Raw genomic sequence first — 22418 nt, 5'->3', positions numbered from 1 at the left:
AACCGGCATGACCATCATGAATGATCAGGCAATACTATTCCGGTAAATAAAAGGAAAAGGGGTAGCTTTTGCCGTTTAGGCAGCTAATGAAAGAGATGATATGTAGGTACGTTCAAGCATAATTCCTATAATTTTAAAGGGTGAAACAATTAGGAATCGGGCGCAAATGTATACATTTATTTTTAATTTACAAATGGCCGGAAGCGTACACCTCGGGTTTCAAAAGCGGACAATTGATAAAAATCCCGATGTATAAATAGTTGGTAAGGATCATAGCGATAACATGGTGCCAATATTGCAAACAGCTTACGCACAAATAATACAACATGAAATTCCAACTGGCTTGCCTTCTTTTTATTGCCGCCATCAGCGGTACGGTAACTGCACAGGATAAAGCAAAAGCACTCGATCAGTACTTTACTGCACTCGCCGCCAACAACCGCTTTAACGGAAACATACTGGTAGCTGAAAACGGGAAAGTGGTATATGAGCACTCCTTCGGCTATGCAGATCTTTCCACCAAAAGGCCCCACACAGCCTTGTCTACCTTTCCGATCGCCTCCATCACAAAGACTATCACTGCCACGGCTATACTGCAATTGAAGGAAAAGGGCCAGCTGCAGATCACAGATCCGGTCACTAAATTCCTGCCCGATTTTCCCTATCCCAATATTACTATCAGGCATCTGCTCTCGCATACCTCCGGCTTCCCCGATTATGCACAGCTGTTCTTCAAGATCATAGACCAGCACCCGGATACCGTCTTCACAAACAACGATCTCATCCCCGCTGCCATCGCCGCTAAGCTACCGCTGAACTTTCAGCCCGGTGAGGAGTTCAGTTATAATAACGCTAACTTCAATATACTGGCAGTGATCGTAGAAAAGTTGTCAGGAGAGCCCTATGAAACCTATCTCGCCCGTCACATCTTTGCGCCTGCAGGTATGCGCAGTATAACATCGTCTGAGTTTTTTTCACGGCAGGATCAGCATCTTTCCAAACTATACCGCTACCGCTATACCTGGTCGCCGGCGCTGGAAAAGCCGGATACGGCGGCAGAGTTCCGCAGGCTGTATAATTTTAATCTCAAGGGACATGGAGATATGATCACAACCGCCAGGGACCTGCTGAAATATGATGAAGCGCTTTACAATGGAAAGCTATTAAGTGAGGCCACTCTGAAAGAAGCATTCACGCCCGTAAAGCTCGCCAATGGCAGAGACAATGCACAGCACTATGGTCTTGGCTGGGGAACAACATATGACAGCGCCTTCGGCGAATGTGTGCTGCATACGGGCGGCATACCGGGATTGCGGGCCATACTGTTCCGGGATCTTAGCAAACATCAAACGATCATCGTGTTTGATAACACCGGTAACGATACCTACTCCATGGCCTACGAGGCACTGAAGATCCTGAACGGAGCCACGCCCCTCAGACCTGCGAAGAACGGCGCCAGGGAATATGCCATCGCCCTGGCAAAAGAGGGCTGCACCGGCGGCAATAAGATGCTGGCCAGGATAGAAAAGGATACCGCCAACTATGTGCTGGGAGAAGAAGATCTCAATGTATTGGGATATGACTTCCTGAATGCAGGGATGGATACAGCCGCTTACGAGGTGTTTAAAAACAATGTGCGCCTCTACCCCGGCAGTTGGAATGTATACGACAGCTACGGCGAAGTACTGGCCAGAATGGGAAAGAAAGAAGAAGCCATCAGCATGTATAAAAAGTCCATTGACCTGAATGCCGGTAATGACAATGGCAGAAAGGTGTTGGCCAGGCTCACAGAAGAAAAGGATACTAACTATCGCCCCGAACCTTATGTGCCGGACGACAAAAAACTATACGATGAAATTGTAAAGATGGACAGCACCTTCTTTACCGCTTACAACAACTGTGACCTGGAAACCCAGCGCGCTTTCCTGTCAGATACCCTGGAATTCTATCATGATAAAACCGGGCTTTCCACTTCCAAAAAAGATGTCATGGATGCCATTGCAAGAAATATCTGCAATAAGGTAAAACGTGAACTATTGCCCGGGAGTGTGGAAGTTTATCCCATTAATAACTACGGCGCTGTGGAAATAGGGTATCACCGTTTTCATAACCTGGTAGAAAAGTCAATATCAAGACCCGGTAAATTTGTTATGATCTGGCAAAGGAAAGGGGATGGCTGGCAGATCACACGGATCATCAGTTTACACTGATGCTCCCCGCTTTTTCTTTCTGCGTTTATCGATGATAATGTAAGCGATCAGCCCTGCCAGCGATATAGCAGCGATCCAGATCAGCGCTTTTTCAATGCGCCCGTTATGCCCGTATATGGCCAGCAATATTACCAGGGGCGTAATGCCACCCATGGTAGCCAGTATATATCGGTGGTATTTCATTTTCAGAACCCCGGTAACAAAGCTGAGGGAGTCATTTGATAAGGAGGAAAGCCGGGTAATGGCAATAGCCGGTACGCCGTATGCCTTGATAAAGGCGCTGATCTTTTCCTGCGTTTTTACGGAAACGAATTTATTGACAACAGATGGCCCCAGCATTCTTCCTATCATGTAGCCAAAGGAAGAGGAAGCAAATACACCCAGAAGGGAAATAACGGAGCCCCATATAGGACCATAGCAGGTAATGGCCACCATCATCACCAGCACATTGGGCACAACAAAAAGGAACATCTGTACCACCATCATAATGACCAGCACTATTGGCCCACCCAGCCCGAATTGCTTTACCCAGTCCCGGATGCGGTCCTGGTCTTCGCTGGTCAGCATTTTATATGCCTCCTTCACCCCCTCCTGGAACGGGGGGATCAGCCAGTAGCACAAGCCCAGTATAGCCAATATGGAAATGGAGATGATAAACGGGAGCTTGCTTGTTTTCGTATCGTGTATCCGGTCTGCTGTTTTTCTTTGGGTCATAGATGCCTTTGTCCTTTTCAATGCATCTTCAAAAAGCATACTAAAGATGTTTTGAAGAGCCTGGCAGGGGTCAGTTGCTGCTTCCGGTAAATGGCTGTTTGATCCAGCCGTTCAGCGCCTTATACTGCACATACTGGTAATCGCCGTATCCCCCAGCACGTGAATGCTGCTGCCTTGCGGCATAGTGGTCATTATGGCGGTAATGCTGTCGGGAGCATCCAGCAGAGGCGCTGCGTTTTTTAAGACCAATGTGCGGTAGGAGCGGTCTGTAACAGCGGCGCTTTCAATAAAGCCTTCCCGTGTATCGGGCAGCACCACTTTATACCAGTCGCCCGTGGCGGACAATACCTGCATCACCCGGTTAGCAGGCAGCTTGTCCAGTGTCATGCCTGTTTTTGCAGGGCTTACGCGAAGGGTGGTGACAGCAGGGTTACGTACATGCTGCTGTAACAGTTCCAGCGGCGCAGTAACAGCGGGCGGACTTGCCTTGTCGGGGTTTACAAAAGGCAGCGGGTCAATGGCGCCTGCTGCGGTGTAAATGCCGAAATGTAAGTGCGTGACCGTGTTACGGGCATTGCCGGTATTGCCCATTAATCCTACCGGCTCTCCTTTGTCCACGCGCTGCCCTTGCCGCACCAGTTGTTCATCCAGGTGAGCATAGTACAAAGTATAATCTTTTCCCTCCGGCTGTATGAATACCACTTTGCCGCCCAGGCTGTTTTCACGGACACTGTTCACATAGCCGCTGGCCGCTGCTACCACGGGCGTTCTGAACTTACCGGAAATATCAATGCCTTCATGCTTACGGCTGCCTTTGTCCCTGCCATCGCCCCAAAGGCTGATGATCTTATAAGCAGCATTGGCCTGTACCGGGAAGCCCAGGGTAGGGCTGCTGCTGATCGACAAAGTATATTCCCCTCCGCGTAACAGTTCCGGCTGTACGCGCACCAGTAAACGGCCCTCTTTCTTTACTTCGTATTGCAGCTGCAGCACAGTAGTATCAGCGGCAGCCAGCAGCGAAGGAGGATTGCCCGTCGTTTCGCTTTGCCACAATTCTGTGAACAGGAGGAAACTTCCCCGGGGCTTGATGCTCACCTGCACATTGATCTGTTCTCCCCGTTTCACAGGAAAGATATAACCCACTGCATCCGGTTTTTCAGCGGCAAAGTAGCCGGTTTCCCGGTAAGGTAATGTGATGGTCAGTGGCCTTACCAACGCTTTCTCCGCAGCAGCAAACCATAGTCTGCCTACGGTGGTGTTCTGCAGTCCTGCATCCGCAATGCGGCTGGCATATTGTTCACGGGCCGCCTTTTTTGACGTCAACGTCTTTTTGGAAGAAGAACAGGCAAAGAAGGTCAGTGCTGCTGCCGATAGTAATAGTATCCCGGGGTTGAACTGCTGCTTCTTTTTCATAATTTTATACAATATAATCTATTTGTTATGAAATTCAGGAACCTTGCATTCGCCCTCCTTTTAACCACCACACACGCGGCTGCTCAGCAGAGCGGGCCGGATACCGTGCAAACCGCAAAAGGCGTGCTGACCATTCAGCCCGTTCAACATGCCAGCCTGGTATTGTCTTTTAATGGCACTACTATCTACGCAGATCCCGATGGAGGTGCAGAGAAGTATAAAAGCTTCGCTAAGCCCGATGTGATCCTCATCACCGATATCCACGGCGATCATTTCAACCCGGGTACTTTGAACGCCGTTAAAACGCCTAATACCATCCTGGTGGTGCCGCAGGCAGTGGCAGATAAACTGGCAGCCGAAGACCGCACAAAGGCCGTTGTGCTCAGGAATGGAGAACAAACTACACAGGCTGGTATTTCCATCACCGCCATCCCCATGTACAATCCACCCGGTGGTCCCGATGCCAAACATCCTAAAGGCAGGGGCAATGGCTATGTACTCAATATCGGTGGTAAGAACGTCTACCTCTCCGGCGATACCGAAGACATTCCTGAAATGCGCGGCCTCAAAAACATCGATGTGGCTTTCATTTGCATGAACCTGCCCTATACCATGGATGTGAACCACGCAGCAGACGCCGTACTGGCCTTTAAGCCCCGCGTCGTATACCCATATCACTACCGCGGACAAAATGGCCTGAGCGACGTAAACGCTTTCAAGCGCCTGGTAGATGAAGGAAACAAACAGATAGAGGTACGCCTGCGTAACTGGTACAAATAAAATTGATATCGCATGCTTGCCAGAAGAACATTCATTACTACCATCGCAAAAGCTGCAGGAGCCGCAGCAGTATTAAGCATTCCCCGCATCACCATAGCTGCCCGCAAAACCTATACGGTTCGCGAGGTGATTGACATCATCCTGAAAGAGATTCCCGGCGCTCCCTTTAAGGAAACGGTAGACACGCTGAAAAGCGGCAGCGAAACACAGGTGGTCACCGGCATCGTCACTACCATGTTCGCCACCATTGATGTGATTGAAGCAGCGGCAAAACGGAAGGCCAATTTCATCATCGCCCACGAACCTACGTTTTATAACCATCTCGATGATACGAACTGGTCCGGGCAGAACGACGTGGTACGCCGGAAACAGGAGCTGCTGAAAAAGCATAACATCGCCGTATGGCGCTTTCACGATTACTGGCATACTTACCGCCCGGATGGAATAGGATATGGGGTGCTGAAGAAAACAGGCTGGCTGCAATACTACAAGCCCGGCAATATGATTCTCCAGCTGCCATCTGCTTCCCTGCAAAACATCATTAACACGCTTAAACAATCCCTGGGCATTGAACAGCTCCGCGTGATCGGCGATCTTGCTCAAACCTGTGAGCGTATAGCCTTGCTGCCCGGCGCCGCCGGCGGACAAAGACAGATCGCCATCGTAGAGAAGGAGCACCCCGATGTGCTCATCGTAGGCGAAGTGCATGAATGGGAAACGGCAGAATACATCCGCGATGCCAGGCAGCTGGGAGGAAAGACCGCCCTCATCGTGCTGGGACATTCCCAGAGTGAAGAGCCGGGTATGGAATGGCTGGTAGACTGGCTGCAACCTAAACTGGAGGGCGTGCCCGTAACACATATTGCCTCCGGTAACCCCTTCAGATTTGTTTAAAAGCCGTTATATTTTTTCAATACAGCGCAATTACTAAAGTGATGAATACCAGGGGGAAAATGTTTGAAAGAACATTTTCCCCTTATATTTTTTGGATATTATTATACAGCCTTGGCGCATCTCCCTATTTTTCGCACTGAAAAACCTATTCTTCACTTAAATCCCTCTGAATGAAAACCATCTCCTGGATCTGTGGTTGTATCCTGTTTTTGTCGGCATGCACTAAATCTTTACTAAAGGATGAGCCCTTATCGCCCGATGCATCCGCCCTGCAGCAGGTATCCGCTAATGCCCTTGCAGTGAACAAAACAACCAACAAAAAGATCTTTATCCATTGGATGCCCTGGTTCGAGACCCCGGCCTCAAGAGGCGCCTGGGGATACCACTGGAAAATGAACACCCGGAACCCGGACATTATCGTGAACGGCAAGCGCCAGATCGCCGCTTATTTCTATCCTAAAACCGGTCCCTATGCCTCCGGCGATCCGGATATCATAGAGTACCAGCTGCTGCTTATGAAATATGCAGGCGCCGATGGCGTGTTCATCGACTGGCCGGGCACCCGCCAGCGGTACGACTATCCGGACAACCTCGCGAATTCCAATGCCCTGATCAGCAAGCTGAGCGCCCTGGGCCTGCAGTTCTCCATCGTCCATGAAGACAGGAACTGGGACCCTGGTCAGACGTCCGGTGCCAACGGCGATTTCGTGTACATGCAGAACAATTACTTTGGCCAGGGTAATTACCTCAGGACGAATAATGTTCCCGTAGTGCTGAATTTCGGTCCTATCACCTTCCATCAGCCTTCCGAATGGGACCAGATCCTGAATGGCATCAATCCCCGTCCAAAAGTGATCCCGCTGTATGGTTTTACCAACCAGATAGGAGCTAATAATGCAGGCGGCGAGTTCCCCTGGATCTACCAGGATCATCCTACGGTAGTGGATAATTACTACCGCCAGGTCAGTAACTTCGCATTACCCATCGGCGTAGTATACCCGGGTTTCAAACCTTTCTATGCAGCCGGCGGGGCAGATGGCCCTACGTGGCAGATTCCCCACAATGGTACAGGCACTTTTGCTACGATGCTGGATAAAGCCCTGAGCTCCGGCGTCAGCATTATCCAGTTCGCTACCTGGAACGACTATGGCGAAGGCACCATGATAGAGCCCACCGAAGAATTTGGTTACTCCTTCCTTACTACTATGCAGCAGCAACTGGGCGTTCCCTACGGACAACACGAGCTGGACCTGGTATTCCGCCTTTACCAGTACCGCAAACAATACAGCGGTAACAGCGGCGTACAGCAGCAGCTTAACCAGGTATTCAGCTACCTGGCCAACCTGCAGGTAAGCAATGCAGCAGCTTTACTGAACAGCATCGGTGGCGGCGGCAATCCGCCTCCGACAGGTACCGGTGTACTGATTAAAAACAAATGGCTAAGCACTTACCTCTATGAAGATAACGGCCAGGTAAAATACAGCAGCAGCAACACGGGCAACCAATACAGATGGGTACAGGAACAGGTGAACGGCCATACACGTTTTAAGAACGTAGCCACCGGTCACTACCTGAACATAGAACATCTCTACCCCTATGCAGAAAGCACCGACATACCCAACACCTTCTGGAGCAGCTATTGGATGCTGGAGAACTATAACGGCAACGTACGCCTGAAGAACGAGTGGCAGGGCACTTACCTGAACCTGGAAAATCAAAGTGGCTTTGCACAATGTACCGCTGTGCCGAATTTTTTTGAAAGCAGTCAGTGGGTGTTGCAGAATTGATCATTGGGCTCGCGAATACGCCGCTGGCGTATTCGCGATGTTCCTATGCATTTGGAGGTATGTTCAACAGATCATTAACAACCTACTCTCTCCGGGTTTTTCCTTTGGTGCACGGTGAACACAAGGAGGAACCAGGCTTTCAGGATGATCAACCGCCAACCTCCATAGGTTACCAAGACCTAAGCTTATTGGACGCGCATCCCGTTTCGCCTGGTAGTGCAGATCAAAGAAATGTTCACTTAAGAATGATTCAAAACCTTCCTCTGTTCCCTGATATAGTTTTTTGAGTTCATCACGAATTTCCGGAATAAGTACTTTCTTTTCGGCTTGTGAATTGGGCAATATTTCACTCGATTCGCCATAGTAGGTGCATAAAAAGGTATTGGTTGGTATGGGAGAGCGATCTACGTGAAAAGAGTACACATCGGTGGAAAAAAACGGGTAGCTATCATCCCGCTCATAGTATTTGATCACATTAAGGATGGGCGATGCACCATGCGCTTTCAATAAGCGCAGGTCATTTAAAAGAATTTCACGGGCAACTTGTCCTTCTTCACTCAACTGAAGTTCACAAAGTTCCGTTTGTCCAATTTCCGTTATATTCCCGCTTAATGCTACCTTTTCAACGATCTCAGAAAAATCACCTGTTAGTTCACGGGTCCAGCAAATCGCATTAATTGCTCCATTAAATGGTGTAGAAACAAGGTCTTGAAAATTCGTGACATAGCGAATGTGTTGCTCCGCATGAGATAGATCTACCATAATAGTTAATGTAAGTTATCTAATTTGATCGCCTCTTTTAACAGCTTCTTTATTGGCCTGTCATCAATCTCTTCCGGAGTCTGGTAGATTTTATAAAAAATTTGCTTATTGGTTCCGTGAGATAGAAAGCCATCAACGTCATTTAATTTGTATCCATACCAGAAACCTAAAAGAACGCCATTTTTGATACCTCCCCGTGGCACGGTTGACGGCCAGATAATGCATATACCTTTGTTACCATAAAAAAATGGAACATTGTACGATATTTTCTCTTTACAGTATGCCGGAAGCGTTTCAATAATTATCTGCCGTAGTACATCTACAATTATTCGTTCGTCTTCAGGGAGAATGGAAAACAGCTCAACCAGGTTTCTAATTTTCATTCGGGTAGCGTTTGGCTATGTAAATAACGATATTATATTACCACCTGCCCGCAGGCTGTCCAAAACTAATACAATTTAAACCCGCATCAACTCCACCTCAAGTCCACCTTCTGTCCACCTCACCTCCGCTTCTACATGGGTTTTCCTGGCCGTTTACACGCCGAATGCCTGTAGTGTTAATTTAGTACCAGTAACGTGTGAGTTTAGTAAGGGCTTAGTCAGTCTTTAGTAAGTCCTTAGCCAGCGCCTGGTAATAGCTTAGTCTCCCTTTACTGAAAGCTTCCCCGGTACCTGCGCTTGAACACCCCACTTGACCAACCTTCCATAACTGCGCAGCAAGGGAAACAATATAAACGCCTGCAGCACGCCCGTTACCTCAAACACTAAATTATTCGGCGTCTCGTAAGTAGGAGGGGGAAACAGCATCTTAAAGAAAGCCGAGTTCCCGCTAAACGGGAAGATGATATTCTTAGCCAGGTGATTATACAGCCCCTCATAAATACCTATCAACATTACCGGGAACAGCAACACCATCAGTGCATAGCAGATAAAAAGCGCCCGGCTCTTATTGTTCTTCGCATAAAAGTAATGCAGCAGCCCAACTGCCGCCGCCACCGGTACCGCTATAAAAACAACATGCAGTCTCCAGTGAGTTATGATACACAATAGCACCGTAAACGTGATGAATACAGGTCATCAATAGCAAAAGCAATGTAAAAAAGGTCGTTCTTTGTATCGTATTCATGATTTTTGTTTTGGCAAAATTGAGGATCGCCACGATCAAAAACGATAGGTTACCAGGAAGTGACTTAGCAGATTTTATTGTTACCTTTTTGTAAATCAATGGATAATGAAAGCCGAAATCTTGGAAGAAGGACTGGTCTGATCCACCCGCAGTATGTCCCTTTGCACTCACATTAAATGTGATCGGGGGCAAATGGAAGCCCATGATCGTTTATCTTGTTTCAAAGCGAATAAACAGGTTCAGCACACTGGAAAAGCACCTGCCAGGGATCAGCAGGAAAATGCTGGCTGCTCAGCTCCGTGAACTGGAACGGGATAACTTACTAAGCCGCGAGATCTTTGCCGAGATACCGCCACGTGTAGAATATAGCCTTACCGCCCTTGGAAGCTCCTTACTGGAGGTCCTGATGCCGGTAGTGGAATGGGGCGCCCAACACCTGATGCCCGATAAATACAGGCATTGAGGCCATTTGACGGGTATTCTTTAACTTTATCGTAAATTATACTGTCATGCAAAAAGTAGTTCATTTTGAAATTCCCGCTGATAACCTCGAGCGGGCCAAGAAATTTTACAGTGACATTTTTGGTTGGCAATTGCAGGACTGGCCCATGCAGGACGGTTCGGTATATACAGGCGCCAGGACAGTGGAAGTAGACGAAACCACCTTTATCCCTAAAGAGCCGGGCGCCATCAACGGCGGTATCGTAGAACGGAATGAATACCTTAAAACACCCCAGGTGACAGTGAACGTGCCCTCCATCGATGAATGTGTAGAGAAGATCAAAGCAGCCGGCGGCGGCATCATTAAGGGAAAACAGGAGATCGAAGGCGCCGGGTACTATGCCTACGTGGCCGACAGTGAAGGAAACCTGCTGGGCCTTTGGGAAGACATCAAGAAAGCATAGCAATACTTTCAATGCGAATGCGAACGCATGTTATCAATAAACCACGTTATTGCCCCACCTGCCAGCATAAGTTTCAAGGAGGATTTTGCTATAACTGTGGTGAAAAGTCTGTAGACCTCAATGAGCACGCTGTTAAAAAATATTTGACAGATGCCCTGGATGCCTTTACTCATTTTGATGGCAAGTTCTTTAAAACCGTAAAGTATCTGTTGGTCTATCCCGGTAAGCTCACTGCAGAATACTTTGCAGGCAGGCGGGTCCGGCTGATGAAACCACTGCAGCTATACCTGGTAGTTGCGTTGTTGTATTTCATCTTTATGAAGGCATTCGATTTTTTCTATAATCATCTCGAGTACGTTATACAACAGCATGACTTTTTTTCCCGGAAGGCACGGGAGCTCGCCATCAGCAAAGCCGCCGCCCATGGCATGTCATTGGACGCATTTACCCATGATTTTAACCACGCCGCGCAAGACAATGCAAAAGCTTTCGTTTTTTTACTGATCCCTGTGCTGGCACTTTTCCTGTTCATCCTCTTTTACAGGAACTATAGAAAATACGTGCCTCACGTAATATTTGCAACACATTATTTTACCTTCTATCTCATTTCCTGGGGCCTTTACACCCGCTTTATCGCCGGGCCATTGATGAATCATCACCAGGGCTGGTTTTATGAGAATAGGGAATGGCTATGGGGAGTGATCATTTTGATGAATGCAGTATACCTGGTACTTGCCCTTCACCGTGTTTACGCGAACAACTGGGCCTGGACGGTTGTAAAAGGCCTTATCATAAGCCAGTTGTTGATTTATACCGGCGCCCTCTATAAGCTGTTCATCACGTTTTTTACATTATGGACAATTTGAGGACAAATAGTTATATATTTCCCTACGTAAATTTCCAGAGATGATAATTTTGAACGGGCAGCACCGCATTTTTAAGCTTTATCTTGTGATATTAATGGCTGTATTGCTTAGGCCCTTTATCTCGCAGGCACAAAACCAGGCAGCAAATGACAGCGTCGAAGTGGCCATCGCGCCCTGGTATAACAATGTAGGCGGCATGCACCGTTTCTTTTTCGGCGCCAATTACAGGGAGCTCTGGGCCATACCGGTAAAGATCCGCGTCATTCATTTCGCTACTGAAAAAGGAGGCCTCACCATCGTCCAGGAAGGTGGCGGACAGCAAACCAGGTCATTAAGGCTCCGCGATGCCGCCGGCAGGCAATGGGTATTGAGAAGCGTACAGAAATACCCGGAACGCCAGCTGCCGCCAAAGCTGCGTAAGACAGTAGCCCGCGATATCCTGCAAGACCAGGTCACCACCGGGAATCCCTTTGCCGCCGTTACCGTGCCGCCCCTGGCAGATGCCCTGCATATACCGCATTCAAATCCCGAAATCGTATACGTAGCCGCAGACCCCGAACTGGGCAAATACCGGGAAGAATTCGGCAACAAGCCCTTCCTGCTGGAAGAACGCGAACCGCTCGAATCACATGATACAGACAATACGGAAAAAGTACAGGAGAAGCTGAAAGACGATAACGATGTAGCAGTAGACCAGAAAATAGTGCTGCGGGCAAGGCTGCTCGATATGGTCCTCGGCGACTGGGACCGGCATGAAGACCAGTGGCGCTGGGATAAGGTCAAAGAGAACAAGGAAACAAAATATACACCCGTACCCCGCGACCGCGACCAGGTGTATTATAAAACCTCCGGCGTATTACCCTGGATCGTTTCCCACCAATGGCTGAAATCAAAGTTCCAGCCCTATAAGAAAGAGATCCGCGACATTAAAGGCTGGAACTTCAACGCCCGGTATTTTGACCGCTATTTCCTGAACCAGCTCAGCGAAGCAGACTGGCGCGAACAGATCACCTACGTACAAAAACATCTCACCGATTCCGTGATCCTTGACGCACTGCAACGGATGCCTGAGCAGATCTATCAAAAGGCGGGAAAGGAAACCGCGCGCATCTTCATGGCCCGCCGCGATAACCTTACACAGCAGGCATTACAATACTACCGTTTTATTTCCATCTATGTAGACGTGCCCATGTCTGATAAACGGGAACGCTTTAACATCAGGGAAGAAAAAGGGCTGCTCGATGTAAGCATCCTGAAGCTGAAGAAAGATACTTCCCGCCATGAAGACATCATCTATCACCGCACGTTCGATCCTGCTGTTACCAAAGAAGTAAGGCTTTATGGTTTTTCCGGGCAGGATGAATTTTATGTGAACGGGCCACTTACTTCGGCCATTAAGATCCGTATGATCGGCGGTGGGGGAGAAGACAGCTTCATTATAGACAGCACCACGCACGATAAGAAACACCTCTACATCTACGACCGTTCAGATAAGAAGAACCAGCTGCCGTCCCGCTCCCTGGCTAAGATCAGGACTTCCCGGGATACTACGGTAAATGATTTCGATCCGCAGAATTTTAAGTATGATCGCTTTGAGCCGGTTACCCTGCTGCATTACAATAATGACTACGGTATCAGCATCGTGGGCGGCTTTGCACTCACCAAACACGGTTTTAGAAAAGAGCCTTATGCCTTCCGGCATCAGCTGCTGATCGAATACTCGTTTGTACGCAAATCCTTCCTGGTCAACTATACGGCTGACTATAAAAAAGTGTTCGGTAAGAATGACCTGAACATTAACGTCTTTTCCCGCGGGCCTAATAACGTCAGCAATTTCTTCGGTATAGGCAATGATACGTATTTCAGGGAGCGGGATGGAAAGATATCGTATTACCGCAACCGTTACGACTATGTACAGGGGGATGTACGTATCAGCCGTACCCTGAAGAACTGGACCATCAGTGGTGGCCCCGGCCTTCAGTTCTATAATAGTAAACTGTCCAGCAACGATGAAAAATTCCTCAAGGACTTTGATCGCTTCGCACCGGATGAAGAAGTATTTACAGACAAATGGTATGCAGGCCTGGTAGGCGCTGCAGTTTTCGATACCCGCAATGATAGATCATCTCCCACCAAAGGTGTACACTGGCGTACCTCCTTTACGGCTATGCAGCAGATTACCAATGGCAGTAAACGTTTCGGAGAGCTGCTGTCAGAATTCAGCTTCTACGTAAACCCGGACCAGCGCAATATAGTAGTGATCGCCAACCGCACCGCCGCCGGTACTACCATTGGTGATCCTGCCTATTTCCAGCTTTTAAAGGTGGGCGGCCCGCAAACACTGCGCGGTTACCATACCTGGCGTTTTTCCGGTAAGACGATGGTGTATAATAATTTTGAGCTGCGCCTGAAGCTCCTTGATTTCAACTCTTATCTTTTCCCCGGTTCCATTGGCATTATCGGCTTTAATGATGTCGGCCGGGTATGGATGCCTGGAGAATCCTCTGCCGACTGGCATGATGGCTATGGCGCGGGTATTTACTTCATCCCGAATGAGCTGGTGTTATTACAGTTCTCCAAAGGCTACTCAGTAGAAGGGTCTATCAACTATCTCACACTCGGCTACCGCTTTTAATAAAACAAGGGGGCTCTTTCCGTAAGAGCCCCCTTGTTTTTATTGCTAAGTGACTACTCGTTTACAACAATACTCTTGGTGCTCCAGGTTTTCCCGTCAAATACAGACACTAAATAATATCCTGAACGGATACCCGCCAATGATACATTAAGTGGTGTTGCTCCGGATCTGTTCTCCACATGTTTGATCACCCTGCCCGAAAGATCCATGATTTTCACCGAATAGATCTGCGATCCCGTTTTTCCACTTGTTTTTGCATTTGCTGCAAGCCCGTTCACCTTGAACGTTTTGAAATCTGCAGTAGCTGTGCCACTGCGGATGGTAAGCTGACCCCTGGCCGGGTTCGGCGAAACGCTGAAGCTCATCGATCCCCGGATCATGGAAAGGAAAGCATACTCTTTATGAATATGTCCGCAGGTCCCGTCTGCATCCAGCACCACCCAGGTCAGCTGCCCGTTGGTCATGTGCTCCAGGAAGAAGCCGTCACTGTAGGTCTGCCATGCATACGGCGCATCATAGTACCATGACCAGGAGATATTAGACAGGCCGCTGGTGTTGATATGGCCGTAGTAAGCCAGGAAGTTCAAAGAAGAAAAAGTCGGGGTAGGGCTTGTAGGGAACGGCGTTGGACTGGTAGGGCCATCCGGGCTGGCCGTGAAATAGCCGTCCACCGAATTACCCGCAACCACCTCTTTTGAAACAGTTACAGGACTGGTCAGGCATCCTCCCGTAACAGTAGCATAGATCGTGCATTTATCATCAAACACCCAGGACGCCGTAGCAGTGTTATCGGGATTAGACGTAACGTTGAGTACACCCTGCGGCCATACAGACCAGCTCACCGTATTACCGCACACAAGATTGTTCACCGAGAAATTGGAAGAAGTACATACCGTAGATGGCCCTGAAATAGAGAAGCTGGGATTGGTCACACTGGCTGTTGCGCCGCCTGCAGCATAATCCTTACCGTTGATCTCCACCTTACAGGAAACATTTTGTATCGGTACATTGCTGCATACATCCGCCGTTAATGTCAGTGAATTGCTGGTAGTGGTGATGAACTGCGGCGCCGGACTGCCATTGTACATCCAACCATTGGGCGCAGCGCTGAGATTCCATTTGTAAGCGCTGACGTTATCCACGTTGTTTACGTTAGTGACAGTAAACGTAGGTGCGATCGCGTTGCCGCATGTCTGGCTGACAGTAGTAGGTGAAAAGCTCAGCGGAACATTGTCCGTGATCACTACTTTGGAGATCTTCAGTGTATCAACGTTTGTTCTGGGCGTACTGCCGGTGGCCACCAGGATAAGATAATTGTTATCAGCACCGAAGTTGTCATAGGTAAATTTAAGGCTCTTGTTGCTGCCCGATGGAAAGTAACTCTGTGTGGCAATTGGTATGGCCGCCCAGTTGGATACTGGTCCGCAATCGCCAGGATGCGTATCGTTGGGATCCGGTAAGGAGGTGCCGAATGATACCATCAGCGTTTGATTGGCTTGCCCGTTCGGAACAGTGGAAGTACCCGTAACTTCTACGGTATAGTTATGTCCCCGCTTGAACGGATATGCCATGGCATAGGCAGTGCCCAGGTTATCGTTGACTTGGGACGACCAGCGTGTGGCCAGCCTGAGCGCAGCCGAGTCGGATCCATACCTCACACCACCCGACACCGCGTAGTGTGTTAAACCGCCGATCACGGCAGGAGTGGTGAGATAGAGCGCATTACAGACGGATGTGTTCAGGCCAACCTTGCTGTAACTGACCGTAGTAGTTACCTGCGAATAACTGTTGACAATAGACAATAGGAGGCACACGAAAAGGGTAAATAGCTTTTTCATAGCGTGGGTTTTGAAGATGATGAATAATTGATGACGTATTAAACTGGTTATTTGAGCCGGGTTTACATTTCAGTTAGTTAAGTTAATAAATAGTTTAATATAATCAAAACAAAAAAAGGGTGCCTCCCTGTTGAGACACCCCCTTTCTCGTTTATCGTGTTTATTACCAAATACTTTTCAGCTCATACACCGTCATATTTTTTAATGCCGCAGTGCCGCCTTTTACGGATAATCCCAATGAATGGTTCTCACTGTCTATATTCACATTCACCGGCATGAATAATAATCCGTCTGCAGTAAATACCTCTACACCTATACGGTCTGCATAAATGATGAGGCTTAGCCTGCCTTTGCTCAAAGGCGCAGGCGCCCGTACACCGTCGATCACCAGTTCCTGTTTGCTCACATCATAGGTCACGGGTAAGCCGTGTATATCCAGCACCACTTCCTTTGCGGTACCTGGCGCTATTTCTGTTCTTATTTCCACCGGTCCGGCCTGGATCTTAGCCAAAGGATTTGCATCGCCTTCCTTCAGGCGGCGGGCATTTACAGGATGAGCTGCCCCACGTAACGCCTCCAGTTCCTTCACCGGTGTACGGCTCAGGCGTATACCCTTCTCCGTGTGTACCAGCTTCAGCTCCATGGGAATGCTTTGCGACTGGTTAAAAGGCATGCCTTCTTTATTGGTATGTGTTCTCCACCAGCCTATCTCTATGCGGCGGCCGGAGGGCTCATTACTGATGGTTTGCGAGGCGTAGTAGTCCCTGCCCAGCTGCCCGTTCAGTCGTTCTTCTTCAGGTGTGAAGGTAGTGCCGTCAAAGCTGCCCACAGCATACTGGCTGTTGGCAGCGGTTAGTACCCATTTCTTTTCGTTGGTACCTTCAACAGGCAGCTCATAAAATTCAGGGCATTCAAAGAGATAACGGTCATCTCCGATGCCGCCTTTAACGGCGCTGACAGCCGTCCAGTGCAGCAGGTCGGGCGAAGTGAGGAATTGAATGGTATGCTGTCCTTTATCGCGTTCTACCCATAATACCATCACCCATTTCTGCGTAGGCGCATGCCAGATCACTTTAGGGTCGCGGTTATCTTTATTGATCCGTGGCACAACGGCATGGCCAAGCTTTTTAAAGGTACGGCCGTCTGTGCTCCAGGCAAGGAATTGTCCCCAGGCGCGGGCAGCGGTATAGAACATCACCATGGGTGCTTTACCTGCTGTTCCAAGCCCGCTGGTATTATTGCTGTCTACCACGGCGCCGCCGCTGAACATCGGCCCCGAGTGGTCAGGGTGCAGCACGTCGCCCAGCTCCTGCCAGTGAACCAGGTCTTTGCTCACCGCATGTCCCCAGGTCATATTGCCCCAGTTTACACCGTAAGGGTTGTGCTGGAAGAACAGATGGTATTCGCCATTGTAATACACCAGTCCATTAGGATCATTGGTCCATCCTCTTTTGGGCGAGAAATGGAATTGTCCCCGCAGCTTTTCCCCATACAGGGTGCCCGCATTCGTATCTTCATTGCTTTGTTTAATAGGATGAAAAGCCGCTGATGAAGCGCTCAGTTTATCCACACGTAATTCGATCTCCTTGTTCTTCCAGGCGCTGATATCGATATAAGCCAGCCAGTCCGGCTTACCATCTGCCAGCTCAATATCAAACCGGCGTTCTTCTACGCCGTCTATCCACAACTCCACGTTCTTTTTCGGTGCGCCATTCTTTACGGGCAGCACCAGCCATTGATCAGTAGCTTTGAACACCTGGCTGAAGCTTTCTTCCGGTGCGCTGCTCTGTGCTTTTACCGTTGCAAGAGAAAGAAAGAATAATAAAAACCCTGTCAGTACAATCTTCATATTTTTACTTTTTTCTTTTTTACTTTTTACGTTCTTTACCATCCCACATTCTGCTGATACAATCCCCTGCTATAATTTACCTGGTTCAGCGGAATCGGCAAATACTCATCCCGTCCTTTCCTGAAAGCCGCATCATTCAAATGCGCCGATCGCTTTTTTTCTACTGTAAAATATCCATTAATATACGTTGCTGCAATACCCCAGCGTACCAGGTCAAAGAAATGATAACCTTCCGTCGCAAATTCCAGTCGCCTTTCCCACCTCAAGGCCTGCCGTGCAAAATCCTGTGTCCAGGTACAGTTCACGCCGGGCTGGTAAGTGCTCATGCCGTAATTAGCGCTTGGCTGGCCGTTTAATAGCTTCAGCATACCGGTACTCGCAGCGGCGCGGGTACGCAATTGATTGATCAGCGGCAATGCCTCATTCTGCCGTCCCAGTTCTATCAAAGCTTCCGCCTTAAACAACAGTACATCGTCATATCGGATAATATCCCAGTTTTTGGAGCTGGACATAAACGGCGGCACCTTCTGAAACGAAGGATCATCCGGTGTCACCACCTCCTTCAGGCTGGCAAATGCATCATACACTTCGGGTGCCCGCGCCCAGGAGCGTTGAAAGACAAAACCGGCTGCATATTTATAGGGCTTGCCGGGAATAGCCACCGTATGGTTCAGGCGCGGATCAAAAGTATTGGTCTGGTAATCGCCTGATTTTGCCACATCGTTATCGTTATACGTATTGAACATCGGCAGGCCGTCAGCGCCTGTTTTAAAGGCATTGATCAGGTCATGGCTGGGCACATGAAATCCACAGCAGCCATACTCCTGGTTCATGGGATAGTTCAGCGCATGCCCGTAATCCAGCCGTCCCTTGGGCGTTCCGTCATCCTTGGAGTACTGGATGGCAAATACAGACTCTTTACTGTTCTCATGCGAGGTAAGGAAATTATAACCATAATCAGTATTCAATACATAATGGCCGGATTGAATGATCTCATCGCACAGGCTATTCACTTCCATCAGCTTGCCGGTATTGATACGGGTCACGTTGTTGTTCTCATCCTGCTCATAAGCCTGGTACAGCAATACTTTGGCAAGGTATGCCCTGGCAGACAGCTTATTGGCCCTGCCTACCTGCGCCTGCTCCGCCGCATCAGGCAGCTGTGCCACCGCAGCACGGAAATCATCTGCTATCTTGCCCCAGAGCGAGTCATTGGATAAAGCCCTGTTGGAAATAGTTTCATACGCCGTTTGCGGAATAGTCTCATCTATAAAAGGCACATACTTGAAAAGGATCTTGGCCAGGAAATAAAAATGTCCCCGCAGGAAACGCATTTCTCCCTGCCTTTTTGATTTGTTGGGATAAGTGCCTTCATCCATCTTGTCCAGCCTGCGCAAGGCATCATTCGTCCTCCCTATGCCAACATATAAACGGAACCACAGTTCATCGGCCAGCCCGTTATCTATCCTGTTCAGGGAGAAGGTTTCAAACAGGTGAAACTCACTAATGTCGCCCGGTCCATCGCCGCCTTTATAGGTATCTCCGCCGCGTACGCTGCCATAGGGCCACATACTGGTGTAAGGAGAGGTGTAGTGATCATTGCCAAGGGAAGAGTACGCAGCAATCACCATCTTGTCTACATTCTCAGGTGTGTTGAGATCCTCGTCGGATACTACGCCCTGCGGCGTTTCATCCAATGCTTTTTTACAGGATAACAACAGTAAAAAGGAGATTGTTAATATTATAACGTTTTTCATAACAGACGTGTTTGCTTGATTAGAATGATACATTGAGCCCTGCGGTAACAATAGCCGGAATAGGGAAAGCATTATCCGGTGTTTCCGGGTCGGCAGCAGTAAATCCCTTGCTCTTGAACGTAAGCAGGTTGCTGCCCTGCAGGTATACCCTGGCTGCCTGCACCTTGCCGCTGCCAAAAAGATGTTTAAAACGATAGCCCACTTGTATATTACGCAGCTTGAGATAAGAACCGTTCTCGTAGAAGTAAGTGGAAGTCCTTCCTTCGTTATTCCGGTTCACCAGTGTCAGCGCAGGAATAGTGGAGTTGGGATTTTCCGGTGTCCACGCGCTCAGCGTTCTTTCACCCCAGTTGCTGCCTACCCAGAGAGAAGAGAAGTCCGTAAAGGTCTTAAAAGTGTTGTTTACATCAATACCCTGTACACCCTGGAAGAAGAAGCTGAGGTCAAAATTTTTGTAGTTCAGTTCCACATTCAAACCATACAGGAAATCAGGATTACCGTCGGCAATGAAGTCGCGGTCCTTATCATCGATCACCTTATCGTTATTCAGGTCACGGTATCTGATCCTGCCCAGGCCTTTACCCACTTGCGCAGGCGATTCATCCACCTCCTGCTGTGAAGTGAACAAACCATCCGCTACATAACCGAACACAGAATTGATCGGCCGTCCCAGGATGGTTTTGTCTGTACCGTTGCCGGGATAGGAGGTTAGTACCTGTGTAGGCAGACTGGTCACCTTGTTGCGGTAAGAAGAGAAATTACCGGTTACTGTAAAGCCCAGTTCGCGGCTTACATTACCGGTATAAGACAGGATCACTTCAATGCCCTTATTCTGCATGGAGGCGCCGTTGAACCAGTAGTTACCGCCTTCGCCCTGTACGGCCAGGTAACCTGGACTGATCAATATATCCGAGGTCTTTTTGATGAAGTAATCTACAGAGCCCGACAGCTTATTGTTGAATAAGCCGAAGTCCACACCAATGTTAGATTCTTTCGTGCCTTCCCATTTCAATGAATCATTGCCCTGCTGTATACGGGTGAAGCCGGATGGCAGCTGTCCTGATCCATTCCCACCTATATCATAAGCGCTGCCGTTATCAAATACCCAGGTGGGATCAACACCGTAGATAGCAGCGTATAAAGCATACGTAGCGTTGTTCGCAATTTCCTGGTTACCTGATTTACCCCAGCCAAACCTGAATTTCAGATCAGAGATGAGATCCTGCCCTTTCATGAATGCTTCTTCGCTTACGCGCCATCCCAGTGAGAAGGCGGGGAACATACCATAGCGGTATTCCTTGCCGAAGCGCGAAGAACCGTCACGGCGCAGGGTAACAGAAGCCAGGTAACGGTTGTCATATACGTAGTTCACTTTTCCGAAGTAGGAGAGGAGCGCATAACCGGTGCCGCTGCCGCCGTTGTCTTTATTGGTAGAGCCGGCATCCAGGTAGGCATAGTCAATGTTCTCCAGTGCATAGCCCTGGCGGGATGCAGAGAAGCTTTGGTTCAGGTATTTGATGTATTCATGTCCCAGCAAGGCATCAAAGCGGTGCTTGCCCAGGTCCAGCTTATAATCCAGTGTGTTCTGCCAGAGATAGTTGCCGTCATAGATCTGTTGGGTAGCTGTCTGGTTGGAAGGATCAGACAGGAAACCGGAAGTATAGGATTTACGCAAAGTACGCTGGTAGCTGCCGTTGAAATCCACTCCCACGCTGGTACGGAAATGCAAATTAGGCAGTGGATAAACATCCGCATACACATTTCCGAACACGCGATAGAAATGGTTCGTGTTCTGCTTATTATCTGCTATCAGGCGCACGGGATTATGACGGTCTGTCATACCAGGCGCAGGGCCGCCCCAGCCGCCGTCTACAGTATGTACGGGCACTATGGGCTGTTGTACCAGTGACGTGAACATCACATCACTGATGGGGATCAGCCGGTTGCGGATATACGATACGTTCAGGTTCTCACCGATCTTCAGTTTGCCGTTCAGGAAGTTATAATCTGTGTTCAGCCTGGCGGTGAGCTTCTTATTGTTTGATTCCTTTACAATACCCTTGTTGTCGTAATAGCCCAGTGAGAACAGGGTGCTGCCCCTTTCGCTGCCGCTGCTTACAGAGACGTTATATTGCTGTATGATGGATGTCTGTGCTATCTGATCATACCAGTAAGTATTGGCAGGCCGCATGGTTTTGGCAGCATCTATAAACTCGGGGTAAATGATCTTGTTCAGCACCGGGTGATCATAATCACCGTTCCAGTCGTACTGGTAGATCTGGTTGTTGTTAGGATCGGTACGGTCGTTCACAGATGCCTGCCAGTAAGCTTTTCCGCGGCCGTCTGCATCCAGTGTCTTTTGTTTTTTGGTATAGAACTGTACAGAGGTAGAGGCATCCACATCTATCCGGGTAAATCCTTTGCGGCCTTTTTTGGTGGTCACGATAATAACGCCGTTGGCTGCACGCGATCCGTAGATGGTGGCGGAAGATGCATCTTTCAACACCTGTATGGTGGCAATATCATCCTGGTTCAGTTCCTGCAAACCGCGTTTGGTAGGCACGCCGTCAATCACATAGAGGGGGTCATTATTGCCCAGGGTACCAATGCCGCGTACGCGAACGGTGGCCTCGCCCGAAGGTGCGCCGTTACTGGTGATGAATACGCCCGGTACACGTCCCTGCAGGGCCTTTACCGGGTTGCCCAAAGGAATGTCTTTGATAGCGCCTACGTCTACCACGGATACGGCGCCCGTAAGGTCGGCCTTTTTCTGTGTCTGGTAACCCGTTACCACAACGGCTTCCAGGTTACTGGCGTCTCTTTCCATTTCGAGACTGATATTGCCGCTGGATGGCACATTGGCCGAAGCTCTTTTCATGC

Annotated in this window: 17 protein-coding genes; 8 read left to right on the top strand and 9 right to left on the bottom strand. The window is 48.9% G+C overall.

All coding sequences use genetic code 11. The features are described 5' to 3' along the window. Positions 1 to 326: 326 nt before the first annotated feature. Positions 327 to 2210, top strand: coding sequence for a serine hydrolase (locus ACR9Y8_RS08130; RefSeq protein WP_481212747.1), 1884 nt, complete (start codon positions 327 to 329; stop codon positions 2208 to 2210). Here ACR9Y8_RS08130 and ACR9Y8_RS08125 read toward each other — a convergent pair. Beyond that, positions 2202 to 2963 (bottom strand): TVP38/TMEM64 family protein, encoded by a 762-nt coding sequence (locus tag ACR9Y8_RS08125; protein WP_481212746.1) that lies wholly within the window; start codon positions 2961 to 2963, stop codon positions 2202 to 2204. The two genes, ACR9Y8_RS08130 and ACR9Y8_RS08125, sit on opposite strands and share 9 nt — an antisense overlap. Positions 2964 to 3035: 72 nt before the next feature. Next, positions 3036 to 4337 (bottom strand): peptidoglycan DD-metalloendopeptidase family protein, encoded by a 1302-nt coding sequence (locus ACR9Y8_RS08120; RefSeq protein WP_481212745.1) that lies wholly within the window; start codon positions 4335 to 4337, stop codon positions 3036 to 3038. Between the two features lie 27 nt (positions 4338 to 4364). On the opposite strand from ACR9Y8_RS08120, the gene ACR9Y8_RS08115 reads away from it, so the two are divergent. From ACR9Y8_RS08115 to ACR9Y8_RS08105, 3 genes are all read left to right on the top strand, one after another. After that, positions 4365 to 5117, top strand: coding sequence for an MBL fold metallo-hydrolase (locus ACR9Y8_RS08115; protein WP_481212744.1), 753 nt, complete (start codon positions 4365 to 4367; stop codon positions 5115 to 5117). Positions 5118 to 5129: 12 nt separating this feature from the next. After that, on the top strand, positions 5130 to 6011 hold the full coding sequence (locus tag ACR9Y8_RS08110; protein WP_481212743.1) for a Nif3-like dinuclear metal center hexameric protein: 882 nt from the start codon (positions 5130 to 5132) through the stop codon (positions 6009 to 6011). A gap of 170 nt (positions 6012 to 6181) precedes the next feature. Next, a complete protein-coding gene (locus tag ACR9Y8_RS08105) occupies positions 6182 to 7798 on the top strand; it encodes a hypothetical protein (RefSeq protein ID WP_481212742.1) in 1617 nt (538 codons plus the stop codon). Between the two features lie 63 nt (positions 7799 to 7861). Here the strand turns inward: ACR9Y8_RS08105 and ACR9Y8_RS08100 are convergent, their stop codons facing one another. The 3 genes from ACR9Y8_RS08100 to ACR9Y8_RS08090 form a co-directional block, all read right to left on the bottom strand. Further along, complete coding sequence (locus ACR9Y8_RS08100) at positions 7862 to 8560, bottom strand: hypothetical protein (protein ID WP_481212741.1); 699 nt, start codon at positions 8558 to 8560, stop codon at positions 7862 to 7864. Positions 8561 to 8565: 5 nt separating this feature from the next. Further along, positions 8566 to 8943, bottom strand: a complete 378-nt coding sequence (locus tag ACR9Y8_RS08095) for a DUF1801 domain-containing protein (RefSeq protein ID WP_481212740.1) — start codon at positions 8941 to 8943, stop codon at positions 8566 to 8568. Positions 8944 to 9201: 258 nt separating this feature from the next. Continuing rightward, the gene (locus ACR9Y8_RS08090) at positions 9202 to 9558 is read right to left on the bottom strand and encodes a hypothetical protein (RefSeq protein WP_481212739.1); all 357 of its coding nucleotides are present in this window, start codon (positions 9556 to 9558) and stop codon (positions 9202 to 9204) included. Positions 9559 to 9866: 308 nt separating this feature from the next. On the opposite strand from ACR9Y8_RS08090, the gene ACR9Y8_RS08085 reads away from it, so the two are divergent. From ACR9Y8_RS08085 to ACR9Y8_RS08070, 4 genes are all read left to right on the top strand, one after another. Continuing rightward, on the top strand, positions 9867 to 10151 hold the full coding sequence (locus tag ACR9Y8_RS08085) for a winged helix-turn-helix transcriptional regulator (RefSeq protein ID WP_481212738.1): 285 nt from the start codon (positions 9867 to 9869) through the stop codon (positions 10149 to 10151). Between the two features lie 46 nt (positions 10152 to 10197). Continuing rightward, complete coding sequence (locus ACR9Y8_RS08080; RefSeq protein WP_481212737.1) at positions 10198 to 10593, top strand: VOC family protein; 396 nt, start codon at positions 10198 to 10200, stop codon at positions 10591 to 10593. 17 nt (positions 10594 to 10610) lie between these two features. Beyond that, positions 10611 to 11459: a DUF3667 domain-containing protein gene (locus ACR9Y8_RS08075; protein ID WP_481212736.1), complete on the top strand. Its 849-nt coding sequence runs from the start codon at positions 10611 to 10613 to the stop codon at positions 11457 to 11459. Between the two features lie 94 nt (positions 11460 to 11553). Continuing rightward, positions 11554 to 14094, top strand: a complete 2541-nt coding sequence (locus tag ACR9Y8_RS08070; protein WP_481212735.1) for a BamA/TamA family outer membrane protein — start codon at positions 11554 to 11556, stop codon at positions 14092 to 14094. A 53-nt stretch (positions 14095 to 14147) separates the two neighbouring features. Here ACR9Y8_RS08070 and ACR9Y8_RS08065 read toward each other — a convergent pair whose 3' ends face one another. From ACR9Y8_RS08065 to ACR9Y8_RS08050, 4 genes are all read right to left on the bottom strand, one after another. Further along, entirely contained in the window at positions 14148 to 15932 is a 1785-nt protein-coding gene (locus ACR9Y8_RS08065; RefSeq protein WP_481212734.1) for a T9SS type A sorting domain-containing protein, read from the bottom strand. A gap of 163 nt (positions 15933 to 16095) precedes the next feature. Continuing rightward, positions 16096 to 17781 carry a glycoside hydrolase family 32 protein gene (locus tag ACR9Y8_RS08060; RefSeq protein WP_481212733.1) on the bottom strand — a complete coding sequence of 562 codons (1686 nt, stop codon included), beginning with the start codon at positions 17779 to 17781 and terminating at the stop codon, positions 16096 to 16098. A 35-nt stretch (positions 17782 to 17816) separates the two neighbouring features. Further along, positions 17817 to 19538 carry a RagB/SusD family nutrient uptake outer membrane protein gene (locus ACR9Y8_RS08055; protein WP_481212732.1) on the bottom strand — a complete coding sequence of 574 codons (1722 nt, stop codon included), beginning with the start codon at positions 19536 to 19538 and terminating at the stop codon, positions 17817 to 17819. A 19-nt stretch (positions 19539 to 19557) separates the two neighbouring features. After that, complete coding sequence (locus tag ACR9Y8_RS08050; RefSeq protein WP_481212731.1) at positions 19558 to 22416, bottom strand: SusC/RagA family TonB-linked outer membrane protein; 2859 nt, start codon at positions 22414 to 22416, stop codon at positions 19558 to 19560. Positions 22417 to 22418: the final 2 nt, after the last annotated feature.

Source organism: Chitinophaga sp. SVR4-12A (genome assembly GCF_056754765.1).
The sequence above is the reverse complement of the archived record's forward strand: the minus strand, read 5'-3'. Positions and strand labels throughout refer to the sequence as shown.